Annotated in this window: 12 protein-coding genes; 4 read left to right on the top strand and 8 right to left on the bottom strand. The window is 71.4% G+C overall.

Annotated elements, in window-relative coordinates; genetic code table 11:
- Positions 1–47: 47 nt before the first annotated feature.
- The 8 genes from SCNRRL3882_RS12185 to SCNRRL3882_RS12150 form a co-directional block, all read right to left on the bottom strand.
- Complete coding sequence (locus tag SCNRRL3882_RS12185) at positions 48–584, bottom strand: DUF1990 family protein (RefSeq protein ID WP_010041664.1); 537 nt, start codon at positions 582–584, stop codon at positions 48–50.
- 73 nt (positions 585–657) lie between these two features.
- Positions 658–2,310 carry a M4 family metallopeptidase gene (locus SCNRRL3882_RS12180; protein WP_010041667.1) on the bottom strand — a complete coding sequence of 551 codons (1,653 nt, stop codon included), beginning with the start codon at positions 2,308–2,310 and terminating at the stop codon, positions 658–660.
- Positions 2,311–2,519: 209 nt separating this feature from the next.
- On the bottom strand, positions 2,520–4,583 hold the full coding sequence (locus SCNRRL3882_RS12175; RefSeq protein ID WP_418952373.1) for a M4 family metallopeptidase: 2,064 nt from the start codon (positions 4,581–4,583) through the stop codon (positions 2,520–2,522).
- Between the two features lie 167 nt (positions 4,584–4,750).
- The gene (locus SCNRRL3882_RS12170) at positions 4,751–6,523 is read right to left on the bottom strand and encodes an ABC transporter ATP-binding protein (protein WP_010041671.1); all 1,773 of its coding nucleotides are present in this window, start codon (positions 6,521–6,523) and stop codon (positions 4,751–4,753) included.
- Positions 6,520–8,295, bottom strand: coding sequence for an ABC transporter transmembrane domain-containing protein (locus tag SCNRRL3882_RS12165; RefSeq protein WP_010041673.1), 1,776 nt, complete (start codon positions 8,293–8,295; stop codon positions 6,520–6,522). Before SCNRRL3882_RS12165 ends, SCNRRL3882_RS12170 begins: the two co-directional genes overlap by 4 nt.
- Before the next feature lie 314 nt (positions 8,296–8,609).
- Positions 8,610–10,655 (bottom strand): NACHT domain-containing protein, encoded by a 2,046-nt coding sequence (locus SCNRRL3882_RS12160; RefSeq protein WP_231911234.1) that lies wholly within the window; start codon positions 10,653–10,655, stop codon positions 8,610–8,612.
- A gap of 370 nt (positions 10,656–11,025) precedes the next feature.
- Entirely contained in the window at positions 11,026–12,903 is a 1,878-nt protein-coding gene (locus SCNRRL3882_RS12155; RefSeq protein ID WP_010041677.1) for an ABC transporter ATP-binding protein, read from the bottom strand.
- Entirely contained in the window at positions 12,900–14,729 is a 1,830-nt protein-coding gene (locus SCNRRL3882_RS12150) for an ABC transporter ATP-binding protein (protein WP_010041679.1), read from the bottom strand. Before SCNRRL3882_RS12150 ends, SCNRRL3882_RS12155 begins: the two co-directional genes overlap by 4 nt.
- Positions 14,730–14,911: 182 nt before the next feature.
- Between SCNRRL3882_RS12150 and SCNRRL3882_RS12145 the strand changes: the two genes are divergently transcribed.
- The 4 genes from SCNRRL3882_RS12145 to SCNRRL3882_RS12130 are packed head-to-tail and all read left to right on the top strand — an operon-like array spanning position 14,912 to position 18,497.
- The gene (locus tag SCNRRL3882_RS12145) at positions 14,912–15,817 is read left to right on the top strand and encodes an ABC transporter ATP-binding protein (protein ID WP_010041681.1); all 906 of its coding nucleotides are present in this window, start codon (positions 14,912–14,914) and stop codon (positions 15,815–15,817) included.
- On the top strand, positions 15,814–16,563 hold the full coding sequence (locus SCNRRL3882_RS12140) for an ABC transporter permease (RefSeq protein WP_010041683.1): 750 nt from the start codon (positions 15,814–15,816) through the stop codon (positions 16,561–16,563). The genes SCNRRL3882_RS12145 and SCNRRL3882_RS12140 overlap by 4 nt, the downstream gene beginning before the upstream one ends.
- A gap of 25 nt (positions 16,564–16,588) precedes the next feature.
- Entirely contained in the window at positions 16,589–17,839 is a 1,251-nt protein-coding gene (locus tag SCNRRL3882_RS12135; RefSeq protein WP_010041684.1) for a sensor histidine kinase, read from the top strand.
- Positions 17,832–18,497 (top strand): response regulator, encoded by a 666-nt coding sequence (locus SCNRRL3882_RS12130; RefSeq protein WP_010041685.1) that lies wholly within the window; start codon positions 17,832–17,834, stop codon positions 18,495–18,497. The genes SCNRRL3882_RS12135 and SCNRRL3882_RS12130 overlap by 8 nt, the downstream gene beginning before the upstream one ends.
- Positions 18,498–18,505 lie beyond the last annotated feature (8 nt).

Here is an 18,505-nt window from a genome sequence, read left to right as displayed (position 1 = left end):
CTCGTCTGCGGGTGCGTGGGGGGTGAGCGCGCAGTTCCCCGCGCCCCTCAGGGCAACTCGCCACCCGGCGTCGCCAGGTTCCGTAGGACGGTGCCGCACCTGCGTGCGTAAGCGTGCTGGAAGCCTCTGGTCGCCGGGCCGCCCGCCTTCGCGTACCACTTGGCGCCGCGGCTGAAGGCGTTCACCGTCAGCCAGACCGTGCCGTCGCCCGTGCGGTCCACCACGAAGGACTCCTCGCCGGTTTCCGGGTGGCCGGGCAACGTGCCGTACGCCCAGCCCGCGCGGCGGGGTTCCTCGACCGTCCACACCACGCGGCAGGGGGCCTTGATCATGCCGGCCAGGGTGACGGTGACGTCGACGCCGGGGGCGGCCCGGTCCGCGCCGGCGTCGATGCCGACGCCCAGGGCCCGGTGCATCTCCCAGGTGAGCACCGCCTCCGAGGCCCGGCGGAAGACCTCCTCGCCCTCGCCGAGACGGGTGCGCACGTTCATGGGATGGAAGCCCGGCGGGCAGAAGCCCTCGTCGCGGGTGGCGCCGACATCGGCGTAGGTGAAGTCCTTCGGATCCGGATAAGACACGGTCACCAAGAGTAGGGCGGCACCCGGGTCTGCCTTCGGTCCGGGTACCGCCCCAGGGGGTGTCCTGGCCGTGCTTCGGTCAGCCGACGTTGACGGCGGACCAGGCGGCCGCGACCGCCTTGTACTCGGCGCTGGACGCGCCGTACAGCGCCGAGGCCGCGTTCAGGGTCGCCGTGCGGGCGCCCGCGTACTTGGTCGTCGACGTCATGTACGTCGTCAGCGCCTTGTACCAGATCTGGAGCGCCTTGGTGCGGCCGATGCCGGTGACCGTGGAGCCGTTGGACGTCGGCGAGTTGTAGGTCACGCCGTTGATGGTCTTCGAGCCGCTGCCCTCGGAGAGCAGGTAGAAGAAGTGGTTGGCGGGGCCCGAGGAGTAGTGCACGTCCAGGCCGCCGAGGCCGGCGGACCAGGCGTCCTTGGACGAGCCGTCCTTGCTGGGCTTGTCCATGTAGCGCAGCGGGGAGCCGTCGCCGTTGATGTCGATCTCCTCGCCGATGAGGTAGTCACCGACGTCGGAGGAGTTGTTCGCGAAGAACTCCGCGCCCGCGCCGAAGATGTCGCTGGTCGCCTCGTTCAGGCCGCCGGACTCGCCGCTGTAGTTGAGGCCGGCCGTGGCCGAGGTCAGACCGTGGCTCATCTCGTGCGCGGCCACGTCGAGCGAGGTCAGCGGGTGGGTGTTGCCCGAGCCGTCGCCGTAGGTCATGCAGAAGCAGCTGTCCGACCAGAACGCGTTGACGTAGTTGTTGCCGTAGTGGACGCGTGAGTACGCCGCCTTGCCGTCGTTGCGGATGCCGCTGCGGCCGAAGGTGCTCTTGTAGAAGTCCCAGGTCACCTGGGCGCCGTAGTGCGCGTCGGCGGCGGCGGTCTCCAGGTTGGACGGGTTGCCGTTGCCCCAGACGTCGTCGGAGCCGGAGAAGAGGGTGCCGGTGCCGGAGGTGCCGCGGTTCAGGTTGTACGTCTTGTGGCCGCCGCGCGTGCCGTCCGTGAGGTTGTACGTCGACCCGGACTTGGTGGTGCTGAGGGTGACCGTGCCGCTGTACGTGGTGTTGCCCGTGCCGGTCTCGATGCCCTGGTACTCGTAGAGCTTCTTGCCGGTGGCGGCGTCGGTGACGACGTGCAGCTCGTTCGGGGTGCCGTCCTCCTGGAGGCCGCCGACGACCGTCTCGTAGGCGAGGGTGGGCTTGCCGTCGGCCGCCCAGATCACCTTGCGGGGCGTGGAGTTCGCCTCGGTCTTCTCCGAGCCGGCGACCTTGGCGAGCGTCACGGCCTGCTTCTCCGCCTTGGCGGCGGTGACGGCGGGCTTGAGCGAGTCGACCTCGAGCTTGGCCTTCGTCGCTCTGGTGACGCCCTTGGTCGCGCCGGACTTCGACTCGTGCACCACGAGGTCGCCGCCGAGGACCGGCAGGCCCGCGTAGGTGCGCTCGTAGCGGGTGTGGACCGTGCCGTCGGCGTCCTTCACGACGTCCTTGACGACCAGCTTCTCCTGTGCGCCGAGGCCTATCTCGCCGGCGGTCCCGGTGGCCTCCGCCTGCTGCTCCTTGATGAGGGCGGCGCGGGCGGGCGCGGTCAGCAGGACGGGTGCGGCGGCGAGGGCCGGCTTGCCGGCGGCGGAGGAGTCGGCGGCGACGCTGCTGCCGGAGGCCAGGCCGGTGGTGAGCAGGGCGCCGGCCGCGACGGCGGTGGCGATGGCGAGCGTGGTGCGCTTGTGACGCGCGTAGAGAGAGGTGGACACACAAGCTCCTAGGTGTGGGGGAAGCGCTGTGGTGCTGTGCGGCGGGTGGGGGAAGAGTGGCACTTGAGACGCGTACATGTCAGGAGCCCGCGTGATGTTGGCCGGAAATCGACGACGAGGTGTACGCCCGGGCACGTGAAGCGGGCGCCGTCCCGGGGGAGTCGAACCCACCGGGGCGGCGCCCTGCCCTGGGCAGACCGCGAACGGGCCTACGGGAAGGTGAGCTTCCAGCTGTTGATGTAGCCGGTGTCGCGGGCCGCGTTGTCCTGGACCCGCAGCTGCCAGACGCCGTTGGCGGCCTCGGACGAAGCGTTCACCGTGTACGTCGTGTTCAGGTTGTCCGCGCTGCCGCCGGTGCCGTAGCCCTTCAGCGTGTACGCCGTGCCGTCGGGGGCGACCAGCTGCACCTGGAGGTCGCCGATGTAGGTGTGGACGATGTCCACGGCGACCTGGAGGTTCGACGGCGCGTTGCCCGTCCGCCCGGAGACGGTGATCGACGACGTGACCGCCGCGCCCCGGTCCGGGATCGCCACGTCGGCGGTGTTCTCGAAGGACGTACCGCCGCCGCCTCCGCCGCCGGAGCGCGTGCCGACGTTCACGCCCGCCCACGCGTCCTGGACCCCCTTGTACTCGGCGCTGTCGGTGCCGTACAGCTCACCGGCCGCCGCGAGGGTGCCGGTACGGGCGCCCGCGTAGTTGGTGGTCGAGGTGAACTTGGTGGTCAGCGCGCGGAACCAGATCTTCTCCGCCTTGTCCCGGCCGATGCCGGTGACCGGAAGGCCGTCCGAGGTGGGCGAGTCGTAGGTGACACCGTTGATGGTCTTGGTGCCGCTGCCCTCGCTCAGCAGGTAGAAGAAGTGGTTCGCGGGGCCCGAGGAGTAGTGCACGTCGATCGAGCCGATGCCCGAGTACCAGGCGTCCTTGGACGAGCCGTCCCTGCTGGGCTTGTCCATGTAGCGCAACGGCGTGCCGTCGCCGTTGATGTCGATCTCCTCGCCGATGAGGTAGTCACCGACGTCGGAGGAGTTCTTCGCGTAGAACTCGACGGTCGAGCCGAAGATGTCGCTGGTCGCCTCGTTCAGGCCGCCGGACTCGCCGCTGTAGTTGAGGCCCGCCGTGTTGGAGGTGAGCCCGTGGGTCATCTCGTGCGCGGCCACGTCGATCGACGTCAGCGGGTTCGCGTTGCCCGAGCCGTCGCCGTAGGTCATGCAGAAGCAGCTGTCCGACCAGAACGCGTTGACGTAGTTGTTGCCGTAGTGGACCCGCGAGTACGCGCCCGTGCCGTCACCGCGGATGCCGCTGCGGCCGTGCACGTTCTTGTAGTAGTCCCACGTCAGCGCGGCCCCGTAGTGCGCGTCGGCGGCGGCCGACTCCAGGTTGGAGGGGCTGCCGTTGCCCCAGACGTCGTCGGAGCCGGAGAAGAGCGTGCCGGTGCCGGAGGTGCCGCGATTGAGGTTGTACGTCTTGTGGTTGCCGCGGGCGCCGTCGGTGAGGTTGTACGTCGACCCGGACTGCGTGGTGGTGAGGTCGACCGTGCCGGAGTACACCGTGTTGCCGGTGCCGGTCTCGATCGCCTCCCACGCGTACAGCTTCTCGCCGGTGGTGGCGTCGGTGACGACGTGCAGTTCCTGCGGGGTGCCGTCGTGCTGGAAACCGCCGACGACCGTCTCGTAGGCCACGACCGGCTTGCCGTCGGCCGCCCAGATCACCTTGCGGGGCTCGCGGTTGACGGCGGGGCTCTTGGCCTTCTCGGCCCTGCCCGCGGCCAGGGCCTGCTGCCGGGCCTTCGCGGCGGGCACCGCGGCCTTCGTCGTGGCCGGCTTGATCGCGGCGCGGGCGGCCTTGACGACGGACGCGGTGGCGTCCGCCTTCGTACTCTGGACGACGAGGTCGCCGCCGAGGACCGGCAGGCCGTCGTAGGTGCGCTCGTAACGCGTGTGCACGGTGCCGTCACGGTCCTTGAGGACGTCGCGGACGACCAGCTTCTCCTTGGCGCCGAGGCCCAGCTCCTTCGCCGTCCCGGCCTTGGCGGCGTCGGCCTCGCGGATCAGCGCGGCGCGCTGGGCGGGGGTGAGCTTGACCGACTCCGAGCCGGGGGTCGCCTTGCTCGCGGCCGACGGTGCCTTCTCCGGGGCTGCGAGGGCGGTGCCGCTCTGCACGGCGGCGGCGATCAGCGCGGCGACGCCGGCGAGGGCCACGGCCGCGGTACGGCGGGGGGTGTGGGACGTGCGTCTGTGGGAGCTGCTTCTTCGCGAGGAACTGCTTCTCAACACTGGCTCCTTCTGCGGGACCGGGGGTCGCCCGGCCTGGGGAGGTGGAGGTGTTGCTGTGGGGTTGCTGTGGAGCAGTCGTGGGAAGCGTGGCAGGCGAGTGCGCTTTCTGTCAGGAGCGCGTCAACAGTATGGCCGGAAACCGTTCGTTGACCGGAAATTCATGTTCGCTATACGGACGGTTTCCGGGCGTCGGGCAGGTCCCCGTGCCAGGAGTGCCACAGCGCCGCGTAGGCCCCGCCCGCCGCCACCAGCTCGTCGTGCGTGCCGAGTTCGGTCAGCCGGCCGCCCTCCATCACGGCCACCCGGTCGGCGTCGTGCGCGGTGTGCAGCCGGTGTGCGACGGCGATGACGGTGCGCCCTTCCAGTACGGCTGCCAGGGCGCGCTCGGTGTGCCGGGCGGTCGTCGGGTCGAGCAGCGCGGTCGCCTCGTCGAGGATCAGCGTGTGCGGGTCCGCCAACACCACGCGGGCCAGGGCGAGTTGCTGGGCCTGCGAGCCGTCGGTGCGGCAACCGCCCTGGCCCAGGAGCATGTCCAGGCCGTCCGGCAGCTCCCGCACCCACGCGTCGGCGCCGACCACCGAAAGCGCCTTCCACAACTCCTCGTCACCGGCGGACGGTTCGGCGATCCGCAGGTTGTCGCGGACCGTGCCGAGGAACACGTGGTGCTCCTGGGTGACCAGCACGACCTGGCGGCGCAGCCGCTCCGGCCCGAGCCCCACGACCGGCACGCCGCCGACCGTCACCGAGCCGGCGGTCGGCGCGTCGATGCCCGCCATCAGCCGGCTCAGCGTGGTCTTGCCGGCGCCGGACGGCCCGACCATGGCCAGTCGCTCGCCGGGCGTCACCGTCAGGTCGACGCCGCGCAGCACCTCGACGCCCCCGTCGTAGGCGTAGCGCACGCCGGTGACGTCGATACGGTCGCCGTCCGGATCGGGGCCGTCGCCCTCCTCGGCGGCCCGCGGGGCCCGGGCCAGTCCCTCCACCCGGGCGAACGAGGCCCCGCTGCTCTGCAGTTGCTCGACCCGCACCAGGATCTCGTCCAGCGGATTGCTCAACTGGTGCAGATACAGGGCCGCCGCCACGACCGCCCCGAGACTCATCGCGCCCGAGGTGTGCAGCGCCCCGCCGATCACCAGCGTCCCGGCCACGGGGAGCACGTACGAGACTTCCACGGCCGGAAAGAACACCGACCGCAGGAACAGGGTGTGGAAGCGCGTGCGGCGGGACTTCTCCAGGGCGTCACGGCTCGCGGCCGTCCGCCGCTCCTGGAGCCGGAACGCCTCCACCGTGCGCGCCCCGGCCGCGGTCGCCGCGAGGATCTCCGCGACGTCCGAGGTGGCCGCACCCTCGGCGAGATACCCGTCCCGGGCCCGCCGCAGATACCAGCGCAGCGCCAGCCAGATCGGCGTCAGGCCGAGCACGCCGAGGACACCGAGCAGCGGATCCAGCAGGAACACCGCGCCGATCAGGAACAGGCACTGCACGAGGTTGATGAGCAGGATCGGACCGGCGTCCCGCAGGGTGTTGCCCACGGTCGTGACGTCCGAGGTGCCCCGGGCCGTCAGATCGCCGGTGCCGGCGCGTTCCACCACCGAGGCGGGCAGGGCGAGGGCGCGGTCGACGAACCGCTCCCGTACGCGCGCGAGGGTGCGTTCGCCGAAGCGGTGACCCACGTAGCGGGCCCAGCGGGCGAGGAGCAACTGGGCGACGGCGCAGAGCAGAAGGACGAGGGCCAGCCGGTCCACGGCTGCGACGCCGTGTCCGGCGCGGACGTCGTCGATCATCCGGCCCAGCAGCCAGGGTCCTGCCAGACCGGCCATGGCGGCGAGGGCGTTGAGGCCGAGGACGGTGCCGAAGGCCAGGGTGTCGGCCCGTACGAGGTCCAGCAACGCCCGTCGGACGTCGGCCCGTTCGGCCACGGGGAGGTGTCCGCGGCTCATCGGACGGACTCCTCGGTGTCCCTGGCCACGAGGGCGCGGTAGCCGGGAGTGGTGTCGAGCAGGTCGTGGTGGCTGCCCGAGGCCGCGACCTTGCCGTCGACCAGGTAGTGGACGGTGTCCGTGCGGTCCAGGACGAGGGGGGAGGTGGTGGTCACGACCGTGGTGCGGCCTTGCCGGGCCTCACGGAGGCGGTCGGCGACGGTGGCCTCGGTGTGGGCGTCGAGGGCGGAGGTCGGCTCGACGGTGAGGAGGATCTCCGGGTCGGCGAGGAGGGCTCTGGCCAGGCGGATGCGTTGGCGCTGGCCGCCGGAGAGGTTGCGGGCCTGGGCGTCCATCCGGGTGTTCAGGCCGTCGGGGAGGGCTTGGACGATGTCTTCGGCTGCGGCTGTGTGGAGCGCCGTTCGGAGTGCCGCTTGTTCGCCGTGGGCGGGTGCGGGTGGTGTGTGGCTTGTCGCGCCCCGCGGCGGAGCCGCAGATCGAGACAGCCCCGCGCCCCTGAGAGGTCCGATCATGTCCTGGAGAGTTCCTGCGAACAGGTCGGACTCGTGGTCGGCAACCAGGATGCGGTCCCGGATCTGGCCCAGGGCGATGTCCTCCAGTCGCACTCCGCCCCAGGTCGCGTCCGACGGGGTGTAGCGGCCGAGGCGGTCCACCACCGCCACGGCGTCGGCCGGGTGTTCCGCCACCAAGGCCGTCAGGCGGCCGGGCAGGACGCGGACACCGGACTCGGGGTCGTGCAGGGCCGACGGCTCGGACGGGGCGTCGCGCGTCCCGGTGTCCGGCGTCGGCTCCAGCCGCAGGAACCGTACGACGCGGCGCGCGCACACCAGGCCGCGGCTGATCTGGTATCCGCACTCCACCCAGAAGGACACCGGGCCCACCAGCACCGCGACATAGCCGTAGACCGACACCAACTGGCCCACGGTGATGTCCCCCTGGGCGGCGAGGCGGGCTGCCAGCCAGGTCACCACGGCGAGGAACAGCGTGGGCAGGCCGATGCCGAGGGCCTGGACCCAGCTGGTCACCGCGCCGACCCGGTACCCCTGCTCGCGCAGCCGCTGCGAGTCACGGCGGAAGGCGTCCGCGACCAGCGTCTTGCCGCCCAGCCCGGCGAGGACCCGCAGACCGCCCGCCAGGTCGCCGATCCGCGCGGTGAGCACGCCCTGCCGCTCGCGGTACTCCGTCTCGGACCCCTGCAGCCGCCCGAGCAGCGGCCCGACGAGCAGGACGATCACCGGGATCCCGAGCAGCACGACCAGGGCGATGAGCGGGGAGACCGACACCAGGAGGACGGCGACCACCAGATAGGCCACGACCGCGCCGACGCCGGGGCCGACGACCGTCAGCGACTGGCTGATCGTCTGCACGTCGCCCACCCCGATCGTGACGACCTCCCCGGCCCCCGTCTGCCGCGACAGCGACGCGCCGAGCCGCACCGCCTGACCGACGACGACCTTCACCGTGCGGAAGTTGGCGTCCATCCGGACGCGGGTCATGGTGCGGTGGCGCATGATGCTCAGCCAGGCGTTGAAGGCGCCCACCGCGAACAGCGCCCCGCTCCAGGCGGTCAGCGCGCCCATGTCCCCGGGCTCCAGCCCGTCGTCGATCGCCCGGGACATCAGATACGGGGTCGCCGCCAGCAGCACCATCCACACGCTGCCGAACATCGCCCCGGCCGCGCACCGCCAGGGCTGCCGGGTGACCAGCCACCACAGGTAACGGGCGCCGCCCCGGTGGTCGGGTGTGCCGGGGTCCTCGTACGCGTCGATCATCCGCCCGCCCTCCGCCGTCCTCTCCGTCTGTAGGGTCCGCGACTTCGTGAGCACTGGTTCCTGCGGATACGTCGGAATCCGTGCGAGGTGAGCAGTAGCCGTGTCGGTGGATCGTTAGCAGTCGGTGGTCTCCGTGAGCGGGGTTGGTGACAGCGAGTTAAGCCTGATCAATGCCAGCCTGAGGGCTTGGCCTTGCTCGGCAGCGTGTTGGTCGTGGCAGAAACGTCGAGGGCCTGCGCCCGTGAGCTGTCTGCCTGACGTCCGCTTAGCGGCCGTATCGTCCCCCATCCGCAGCCTCCCGGCGCCGGCTGTCGTCAGTGGTGGGCAAGGAAGTCCTGCAGTTCGCGGTGGCGGAACTGGTAGGCAGTACCTGCCTTCCGCAGCAGCCCGGTTCCGGAGCACCAGTCCAGGAATCGGCTCAGCCGCCACGGCAACCACCGTCCGAAGCCCTGCCGGGTACACAGCAAGAGGGCCATGTACCACAACCCGGCCTCCCCGGACGTGACCCCCCACACGAGCCCGCCGACGAGTCCGATAGCGAGTCCGGGTAAGAGGGCGTCCGCGAGCAGAGTCACGATCCCGTCCATGATCCCGGTCACGTGCAGGTGATCGAACTCGAGAAAGGTGCCAAACCAGGCATAGGCTCCGCACGCGAATCCGAACATAAGACCAGTCACAAGCCCGACCACGAACCGGCCCTCCTGCCCAACTATGCCACCGGCGATGGCCCCGAACAGGAGCGCTACCGCGATCGCGTGAGCCAGCTGGCTTTCGGCTGCAAGACCGGCCAGGAGCCCGGACAGGAGCCCGAGCCAGAGCGTGATCCAGAGCGAGAACGCGAGGACATATAGGGGTTCGGCCGCTGCCCCGATGACAAAGCGGTGTGGGGGTGGGCCAAATGCCATGGGACCGAGCACTGGGGACAATCTTGCTGTCCGGCCTGGCTGCACCCAGGTCCTCAACGACACGATCCCTGCGCCGACGGCTGTGGGGAGCAGTGGGTCGAATGGCGGGTCAAGGAAGAGCCAGGCCGCGGTGCTGGCCAGCGTGGCGGTGGTGGTGATGGCGGCGACTGCGGCGCGCACCGGGCGGGAGCCGACTAGGGGCCATAGTTCGGCGAGCACGATGTCGGTGCTCGGAAGGGCCTGCCCTCCGACGGCACGGTTGGTGGTGGCGTTGTGGTTGAGGTAGCGGGCCAGGACGGTCAGCCCCGTGCGGACGCGGTCGGGGCTGTACGGAGCACGGTGGCGGGGCGCGCTGGCCAGAGCAGTGGCTGCGGGTATGAAAAGGTCCAGGAGGTGTTCGCCCACCGCGTCGGGGGTGTTCAGAGACGGGGCCAGCAGGGCGTCGGGGTGGCGCAGATAGGCCCCGGTGTGTGGGGCGCGCTGTTCGTAGACGGTGGCGGCCAAGGTCAGGCGCCATGGCGTGGACAAGCCCGCGGCCAGGGGGCCGTCCGGGGCTGCAGCCAGGGCGTCGAGGACGTTCTGCCAACGGTCGGGGCCATCGACGCGGTCGGTCAGGAAGTCCCAAGCGGTCGCAGCGTCGAGCGGGGTGAGTTCGATGCGGGCGGCGTCGTGTAGCCATGCGCCTACCGCTTGGAGGGTGGTGTAGGAGCCGCTGCGGCAGGTCAGGATCAGCTGGGCCTTGGCCACGCCCTGCTGGTAGGCGTTGAGGGCGCGCAGCGCGTGGGCGGCGCGAGAGTCGTAGCCCGGCTGGGGGTCGGCGTCCATCTCGTCCAAGCCGTCGAGTACCGGCAGCACCCGCCGGTCCTTGACCAGCGCGTGGGCAGCGTTTTTGGACAGGCCGTAGGTGGTCACCAGGTGACGGGCGATCCACTCCTCCATCGGGCGATTGGTGTCGAAGGAAGGCAGTGACAGTCGTACCGGGACTGCCTCGCCCGGCGAGCGGTGCTCAAGGAGGAGGAGCACGAGCTGGAGGGCCAGGGCTGTCTTGCCGGCGCCTGGAGCGCCGGTGATGACCAGCCGGCCCGGGCGCAGCCGCTGGTAGTAGTCAGCGATGTCCTGGAACGTCCCGTGCGGGACGGCGCCGGCTGCCTCGTGCGCGGGGGCGGGGCGATGGACGAATGGGACGTTGATGGTCCGGTCATGAGCGCCCAGCAGGTGCCGCCACGCGGCGCGTTCCGCGTCCACCACGTCCACCGCCAGCCGGTCGGCATTCCCGGCGATGTCGGTCTCCTGCCACCGCAGCGCCTGCACCGCCATCCAGCCCGACCACAACGCGGCCACCAGGGACACCAAACCCACCGTCAGCCCGGCCGGATCAACATCCCCCCTGCCCGCCCCCGGGAACAACCGCAGGCCGACAACAACCGCCACACCTAGCAGCAGCACCGTGCCCATGCCGAACACGCCCGCCTGCCTACGCCTGGCCCCCATCACCCGCCCCGTCACCCAGCGAAGACCAATTCCGGCGTCCAACACCCTAATCTTCTGGAAAGTACGGCGCAGCAATCTCCCGCTTCCGACGCGCCCTCGTATCAGATTGACGCCGTGGGAGCCCTGCGTGCACGACGGGCGCTGCCCGTGCTCCGTACTGCCACGACCGGGACAGCGGGGGAGCGGCTAGCACATACGCAAGAAGATCGAAAGAGACCCGGCGGAGACCGCCGCTGAACGTAGTCATTGTCAACGGGATCGCGGTTTTGCTAATCCACTGCTAACGAACCGCCTTCATTGCTAACGAAGTCACGGATCCTAGACCGTCGCCGTCCTACGCGAGGCTGTCCCGCCAGGCCCGGTGCAGATCCGCGAACCTGCCCGTGCCCGCGACGAGTCCGGCCGGTTCGCCGTCCTCGACGATCTCCCCGTGTTCCATCACCAGGACACGGTCCGCGATCTCGACGGTGGACAGCCGGTGCGCGATGACCACGGCCGTACGGCCCTTCAGCACCGTCGCCATCGCCCGCTGCACCGCGCGCTCGCCCGGGATGTCCAGCGAGCTGGTCGCCTCGTCGAGGATCAGCACCGCCGGATCCGCCAGCAACGCACGTGCGAAAGCGACCAGTTGCCGCTGTCCGGCCGAGATACGGCCGCCCCGTTTGCGTACGTCGGTGTCGTAGCCGTCGGGCAGGGAGCTGATGAAGTCGTGCGCGCCGATCTCCTTCGCCGCTCGCTCGATCTCCTCGCGCGTGGCGTCCGGGCGGCCGATCGCGATGTTCTCGGCGACCGTGCCGGAGAACAGGAACGCCTCCTGCGTCACCATGACCACCCCGCGCCGCAGTTCGGGCACGGCGAGGTCGCGCAGGTCGACGCCGTCCAGCAGGACCCGGCCGTCGGAGGGGTCGTACAACCGGGCCAGCAGCTTGGCCAGCGTCGACTTGCCGGCGCCCGTGGAGCCGACGACCGCGACCGTCTGCCCGGCCGGGATCGTCAGGTCGAAACGGGGCAGCACCTCGCCGCCGGTGCGGTAGCCGAAGCGGACGGCGTCGAAGACGACCTCGCGGCCCGGCTGTTCGCCCTCCAGCGGAGGGAGTTGCCGGGGAGTCGACGGCTCGGGCACGGAAGGGGCCTGGGCGAGCAGTCCGGCGATCTTCTCCAGGGAGGCCGCCGCCGACTGGTAGGAGTTGAGGAACATCCCCAGCCGGTCGATGGGGTCGTACAGCCGCCGCAGGTACAGCACGGCGGCCGCCAGCACACCGAGGGCCAGCGTGCCGTCCGCGACCCGGTGGGCGCCCCACAGTACGATCGCCGCGACCGTCGTGTTGGCGATCAGCCGTGAACCGGTGACGTACCGGGCCATCTCCAGCAGCGCGTCCCCGTTGGTGCGCTCGTGCCGCTCGTTCAGCGCGCCGAAGTCGGCGTCGTTGACGGCCTCGCGGCGGAAGGCACGCACCGGCCGGATGCCGTTCATGGTCTCGACGAACTTGACGATGACGGCGGCGATGGCGGTCGACCGCGCCCGGTACACCCGCCCGGCCCGGCGCTGGTACAGCCGCACCAGGGCGTACAGCGGCACGAACGACGCCATCGCCACGCCGCCCAGCCCCAGATCCAGCCAGAGCAGCATCGCCGAGATGTAGACGAAGGACAGGATGACCGTCACGAGCTCCTGAAGACCCTCGTCCAGCAGCTCGCGCAGCGACTCCACGTCCGTCGTGGAGCGGGAGATGAGCCGGCCCGAGGTGTAGCGCTCGTGGAAGTCGACGCTCAGTGCCTGTGCGTGGCGGAAGATCCGGCCGCGCAGATCGAGCAGCACGTCCTGGCTGACGCGGGCCGCGGCGGCGACGAACGCGAACTGGAGCCCGCCCGCGGCCAGCGCGCACGCCAGATAGCCGACGGCGACCGCGATCAGCGGCCCGTGGTCCTGCGCCCGGAAGGCCGGCACGGCCCGGTCGATGGCGTACGCCACGAGCAGCGGGCCCGCCTGCACGACCGCCTGCTGGAGCAGCAGAAGCAGTGCCGTGACCGTGACGCGGGCCTTCAGGGGCGCGAGCAGGGAGCGCAGCAGGGCGGCGGTGGCGCCCGGGGGCGTGGGCAGGACGTCCCGGTCGAAGGGGTCACCGGTGGCCCGGGTCCCAGCGTCGGGTCCCCCGGCGCCGGGTTCGTCGTCGGGTGTCCCGTCGGCCGGTGCGGTGGTGGCCGCCGTCATCGTGCGCCCTCCTGTTCGCCTGACCGGTCGCCCGATTGTTCGCCCGGCTGTTCCCCTGAGTGTTCGCCGGACATCAAGTGGGCGTACTCGGCGTTCGTCCGCAGCAGTTCGTGGTGGGTGCCGACCGCGGCGATCCGGCCGCCGGACAGCAGCGCGACCCGGTCGGCGAGCAGCACCGTGGACGGGCGGTGCGCCACGATCAGGGCGGTGGTGTCCGCGAGGACCCGCCGCAGGGCGGCCTCCACGGCGGCCTCGGTGTGCACGTCCAGGGCCGACAGCGGGTCGTCCAGGACGAGGAACTCCGGCTGCCCGACGACAGCTCTGGCCAGCGCCAGGCGCTGCCGCTGCCCGCCGGAGAGACTGTGGCCCTGCTCGCCCACCCGGGTCCGGGTCCCCTGCGGCAGCGCGTACACGAAGTCGGCCTGGGCGACGGCCAGGGCGCGCTCCAGCTCGGCCGGGCCGGCCGTGTCGTCGGCGCCCATCAGAACGTTGTCGCCGACCGGGGCCGAGAAGAGCGTGGGCTCCTCGAAGGCGACCGCGACCTTGGCGCGCAGCGCCTGACGGGACAGGGTCGTGATGTCGACCCCGTCGAGGGTGATGCGGCCCGAGGTCACCTCGTAGAAGCGGGGGATGAGCGCGGTGAGGGTCGTCTTGCCGCTGCCCGTCGCGCCGACCAGGGCCATGGACTCGCCGGGACGGATGTGCAGGTCGACCCTGTCCAGGACGGGAGGGGAGTGGGGCGGGGCGTCGGGGTAGCGGAAGGTGACGTCGTGGAACCGGAGACCGGACCCGGCTGCGGGCGGTGACGCCGGGTCACCGGCAACGCCCCGCTCCTCCACCTCCTCGTCCATCACCTCGAAATACCGCTCCGTCGCCGTCGCCGCCTCCTGGCTCATCGCCAGCAGGAATCCGATCGACTCCACCGGCCACCGCAACGCCAGCGCCGTGGACAGGAACGCCACCAGCGTCCCCGCCGACAACCCCCCGTCGGCCACCTGCACGACCCCCACCACCAGCGCCGCCCCGATCGCGACCTCCGGCAGCGTCACGATGACGCCCCAGATCGTCGCCAGCAGCCGCGCCTTGCGCAGTTCCGTGCCGCGCAGCGTCCCCGACAGCTCCCGGAAGGCCCGGGCCTGACTCCGGTGCCGGCCGAAGCCCTTGATGATGCGGATGCCGAGCACGCTCTCCTCGACGACCGTGGTCAGGTCGCCGACCTGGTCCTGGGCGAGCCGGGCCACCTTGGCGTACCGCTTCTCGAAGATCGCGCAGGTGACCATGACGGGCACGGCGGGCCCGAGGATCACCAGCCCCAGGGTCCAGTCCTGGAGCAGCATGATGACCACGCCGACGAGGATCGTCACACCGTTGACCAGCAGGAACGTCAGCGGGAAGGCGAGGAACATGCGCAGCAGCATCAGGTCCGTCGTCCCCCGGGACAGCAACTGGCCCGAGGCCCACCGGTCGTGGAAGGCCACCGGCAGCCGCTGGAGGTGCCGGTACAGATCCGCCCGCATGGACGCCTCGACATGGGAGAGCGGCCGGGCCACCAGCCACCGCCGCAGCCCGAACAGCAGGGCCTCGGCGACGCCGAGCAGCAGCAGGTACAGCGCGCCGAGCCAGACCCCGCCCGGGTCCCGGTCGGCGACCGGCCCGTCCACCATCCACTTCAGGACGAGCGGGATCACCAGGCCCACGCAGGAGGCCAGTATCGCGACGAACGCGGCCGTGAACAGGCGCACCCGCACGGGCCGCACGTACGGCCACAGGCGCAGCAGCGTACGCACGGCGGAACGGTCCTGGGCGGGGGCGGGTGTCGTGGCCATCAGCAGCGAGCCTACGGATCGCCACTGACACCGCCCACCGAGTTTTCGCCGTACCGGGCGCGTCCATCGGCCCTACGACCTGGGCGTTCGAGGGGTCGTACGCCGGCATCAGCCGAACGGCTGATGCCCGTTCGAGCGCGACGGCCGATGCGCGGATCCCGCCGCCCCGGGACCCTCGACGCATGTCCGTCATCGAAGTCACCGACCTGCGCAAGGCCTACGGCGGCCGCCCGGCCGTCGACGGTGTCTCCTTCGCCGTCGAGGAGGGCGAGATCTTCGGCATCCTCGGCCCCAACGGCGCCGGCAAGACCACCGCCGTGGAGTGTGTCGAGGGGCTGCGCGTGCCCGACTCCGGCCGGGTCCGCGTCACCGGTCTCGACCCCGTCACCGAGCACGAGGCCACCCGCCGCGTGCTCGGCGCGCAGCTCCAGGAGAGCGAGTTGCAGGCGAAGCTCACCGTCCGCGAGGCGCTGGAGCTGTACAGCGCCTTCTACCCGAGCCCGCTCGACTGGCGGCCGCTCGCCGAACGCCTGGGCCTGACCGCCAAGTTGACGACCCGGTTCGCCAAGCTCTCCGGTGGCCAGAAGCAGCGGCTGTTCATCGCGCTCGCGCTGGTGGGCAACCCCCGGGCCGTCGTCCTGGACGAGCTGACCACCGGCCTAGACCCGCGCGCCCGCCGGGACACCTGGGAGCTGATCGAGGACATCCGCGCGAACGGCGTGACCGTCCTCCTCGTCACCCACTTCATGGAGGAGGCGCAGCGGCTGTGCGACCGGATCGCCGTGATCGACAAGGGCCGGGTGGCCGCCCTGGACACCCCGGCCGGACTGATCCGCCGCTCGGCGGGCTCCACCGTCATCAGCTTCACCCCGTCCGCCCCGCTGGACGACCGTGACCTGAACGCGCTGCCCGCGCTCGCGTCGGTCGAGCACCGGGACGGCCGCGTCACCCTGTCCGGCACCGACGAGACCGTCAACGCCGTCATTTCCCTCCTCGCCCGCAGCCACGTCACGGCCCACCAGCTCCGGGTCACCGACGCCACCCTGGACGACGCGTTCCTCGACCTCACGAAGGAGGCGGCGGCATGAGCACGGCCCTCGTCAACACCGCCGTACTGAAGAGCGAGATCCGCCTCTTCCGCCGGGAGCCCGGCAGCCTCTTCTGGATCCTGGTGTTCCCGACGCTGCTGCTGGTGATCCTCGGCTCGATCCCGTCCTTCCGCGAGGCCGACCCGTCCTTCGGCGGGCTGCGCCCGGTCGACGGCTACGTCCCGGTGAGCGTGCTGCTCGGCCTCATCATGGGCGGGATCCAGGCGATGCCGCAGACCCTCACCGGCTACCGCGAGCGCGGCATCCTGCGCCGGATGTCCACCACCCCGGTCCGCCCCGCCGCCCTGCTGTCCGCGCAGATGCTGCTGTACGGCGGGGCCGCCCTGGTGTCGGCGCTGCTCGCCCTCGCGGTCGGCCGGCTCGCCTTCGGCGTACGGCTGCCGCGGCAGGGCTTCGGATACGCCATCGCCCTGCTGCTGGCCGTGCTGGCCGCCCTCGCGCTGGGCGCGGTGATCTGCGCGCTGTCCCGGTCCACGAAGATCGCCGGTGCCATCGGGTCGGCGGTGTTCTTCCCCGCGATGTTCTGCGCGGGCGTGTGGATGCCGGTGCAGACCATGCCGGACGCACTGGCGCGGTCCGTCGGCCTCACGCCGTTCGGCGCGGCGGCCGAGGCCCTGAACCGGTCCGCCGCGGGGGACTGGCCGGGCTGGGGGCACCTGGGAGTGCTCGTGGCCTGGACCGTGCTGCTGACGGCCGGTGCCTCGCGCTGGTTCCGCTGGGAGTAGGCGACGTGCCGTGCACACTGGGGAGATGACCGCGGCGGACGAGCAGATCGAGCACCGTCAGAACCAGTTCCACACCTGGGGCGTCTACGGACTGCTCGCCGTCTCGACCCTCCTCTCGATCGCCGCGCACGAGCTGATGACGAGCCCGGCCGAGTGGTACGCGGGCGGGGCGCTGGTCGTCGCGGCGGTGCTGCTCCAGCTGTGGCACGGGCCCCGCCGGGGCCGCCGGACGCCGTCCGCGCGCGGGACCGTCTACTACGTCCTGCGCTGGGCGATCTCCTTCGCCCTCACGTGGCTGAACCCGTTCTTCGGGTTCTACGCGTCCAGCGGCTACTTCGACAGCGACGAACTGATCCCCGGCAGGCGCCGGCAGTGGCTCGGTCTCCTCGCCACCGTCGTCGTCGTGGCGGGCTCGCAGTCCGGCGGGATGCCGATCCGCAGCCCGACCCAGTGGCTGCTGTTCGCCGTGCTGCTGGTCGCGAACTACGGCCTGCTGACGGTGGTCGGCCACATCACCCAGCAGGAGGAACAGCGCTCCCGCGAGCGGGCCGTCACCATCACCCAACTCGAACGCACCAACGCCGCCCTGCAACGGGCCCTCGACGAGAACGCCGCCCTGCACGCCCAACTCCTCGTCCAGGCACGGGAGGCGGGCGTCGCCGACGAACGCCGGCGGCTGGCCGCCGAGATCCACGACACCATCGCCCAGGGCCTGACCGGCATCATCGCCCAGCTCCAGGTCGTCGCGAACGCGCCCGACCCGGCCGTGGCCCGCACGCACCTCGACCGCGCCTCGGACCTGGCCCGGCACAGCCTCGGCGAGGCCCGCCGCTCCGTGCACAACCTCGCCCCCGTGGCGCTGACCGACGCCGGACTGCCGGAAGCCCTGAAGAAGACGGTCGCCGAGTGGGGCGAACGGACCGGTGTGCGCGCGGAGTTCACGGTCACCGGCACCGCCGAGCAACTCCACGAGGAGGTCGCGGCGACGCTCCTGCGGATCGTCCAGGAGGCCCTCTCCAACGCCGCCCGGCACGCGGCCGCCGAACGCGTCGGCATCACGCTGTCCTTCCTCGGCGACGAGGTGATCCTCGACATCCGCGACGACGGACGCGGCTTCGACCCGGTCGCCGTCCCCACCCGCACGAGCTCCGGCGGTTTCGGCCTCGACGGCATGCGCGCCCGCGCCGAACGCATCGCCGGCTCCCTCACCGTCGAGTCCGAGCCGGGCCACGGTACGGCGGTCTCCGCTCGCGTACCGTTGGTCCGCCATGACTGAAGACGCCGCGACGGGTGACGCCGCGATCACCCTGCTCATCGTCGACGACCACCCCGTCGTACGGGACGGCCTGCGCGGCATGTTCGAGTCCGCCCCGGGCTTCCGGGTCCTCGGGGAGGCGTCGAACGGCGTCGAGGCGCTCTCGCTCGCCGCCGGCCTCGATCCGGACGTGATCCTGATGGACCTGCGCATGCCGGGCGGCGGGGGAGTGGACGCCATCCGCGCACTGACCCGCACCGGCGCCCGCGCCAAGGTCCTCGTCCTCACCACCTACGACACCGACTCCGACACCCTCCCCGCGATCGAGGCGGGCGCCACCGGCTACCTGCTGAAGGACGCGCCCCGCGAGGAGCTGTTCACCGCCGTACGAGCGGCGGCGCAGGGCCGTACGGTCCTCTCCCCGGCCGTGGCCTCCCGCCTGGTCTCCGCGGTCCGCACGCCCAGGGCTCCCGGCAACGAACCGCTCTCCGCCCGCGAACGCGAGGTGCTGGCCCTGGTCGCCAAGGGCACGTCCAACCGCGAGATCGCCCGCGAACTGTTCATCAGCGAGGCGACCGTGAAGACCCACCTCACCCACCTCTACGCCAAGCTCGGCGTCAAGGACCGCGCGGCGGCGGTGGCGGTGGCGTACGACCGGGGGATCCTGGGCGAGGCGTGACGAGCGCG

The sequence above is a fragment of the Streptomyces chartreusis NRRL 3882 genome (assembly GCF_900236475.1).
GTDB lineage: Bacteria > Actinomycetota > Actinomycetes > Streptomycetales > Streptomycetaceae > Streptomyces > Streptomyces chartreusis_D.
The sequence above is the reverse complement of the archived record's forward strand: the minus strand, read 5'-3'. Positions and strand labels throughout refer to the sequence as shown.

Excerpts from the sequence above, each read along its gene's own strand:
- SCNRRL3882_RS12140 (WP_010041683.1), top strand. The coding sequence starts at position 15,814 with ATGAGCACGGCCCTCGTCAACACCGCCGTACTGAAGAGCGAGATCCGC.
- SCNRRL3882_RS12150 (WP_010041679.1), bottom strand. The coding sequence starts at position 14,729 with ATGGCCACGACACCCGCCCCCGCCCAGGACCGTTCCGCCGTGCGTACG.
- SCNRRL3882_RS12165 (WP_010041673.1), bottom strand. The coding sequence starts at position 8,295 with ATGATCGACGCGTACGAGGACCCCGGCACACCCGACCACCGGGGCGGC.
- SCNRRL3882_RS12160 (WP_231911234.1), bottom strand. The coding sequence starts at position 10,655 with ATGGGCACGGTGCTGCTGCTAGGTGTGGCGGTTGTTGTCGGCCTGCGG.
- SCNRRL3882_RS12135 (WP_010041684.1), top strand. The coding sequence starts at position 16,589 with ATGACCGCGGCGGACGAGCAGATCGAGCACCGTCAGAACCAGTTCCAC.
- SCNRRL3882_RS12170 (WP_010041671.1), bottom strand. The coding sequence starts at position 6,523 with ATGAGCCGCGGACACCTCCCCGTGGCCGAACGGGCCGACGTCCGACGG.
- SCNRRL3882_RS12155 (WP_010041677.1), bottom strand. The coding sequence starts at position 12,903 with ATGACGGCGGCCACCACCGCACCGGCCGACGGGACACCCGACGACGAA.
- SCNRRL3882_RS12145 (WP_010041681.1), top strand. The coding sequence starts at position 14,912 with ATGTCCGTCATCGAAGTCACCGACCTGCGCAAGGCCTACGGCGGCCGC.
- SCNRRL3882_RS12130 (WP_010041685.1), top strand. The coding sequence starts at position 17,832 with ATGACTGAAGACGCCGCGACGGGTGACGCCGCGATCACCCTGCTCATC.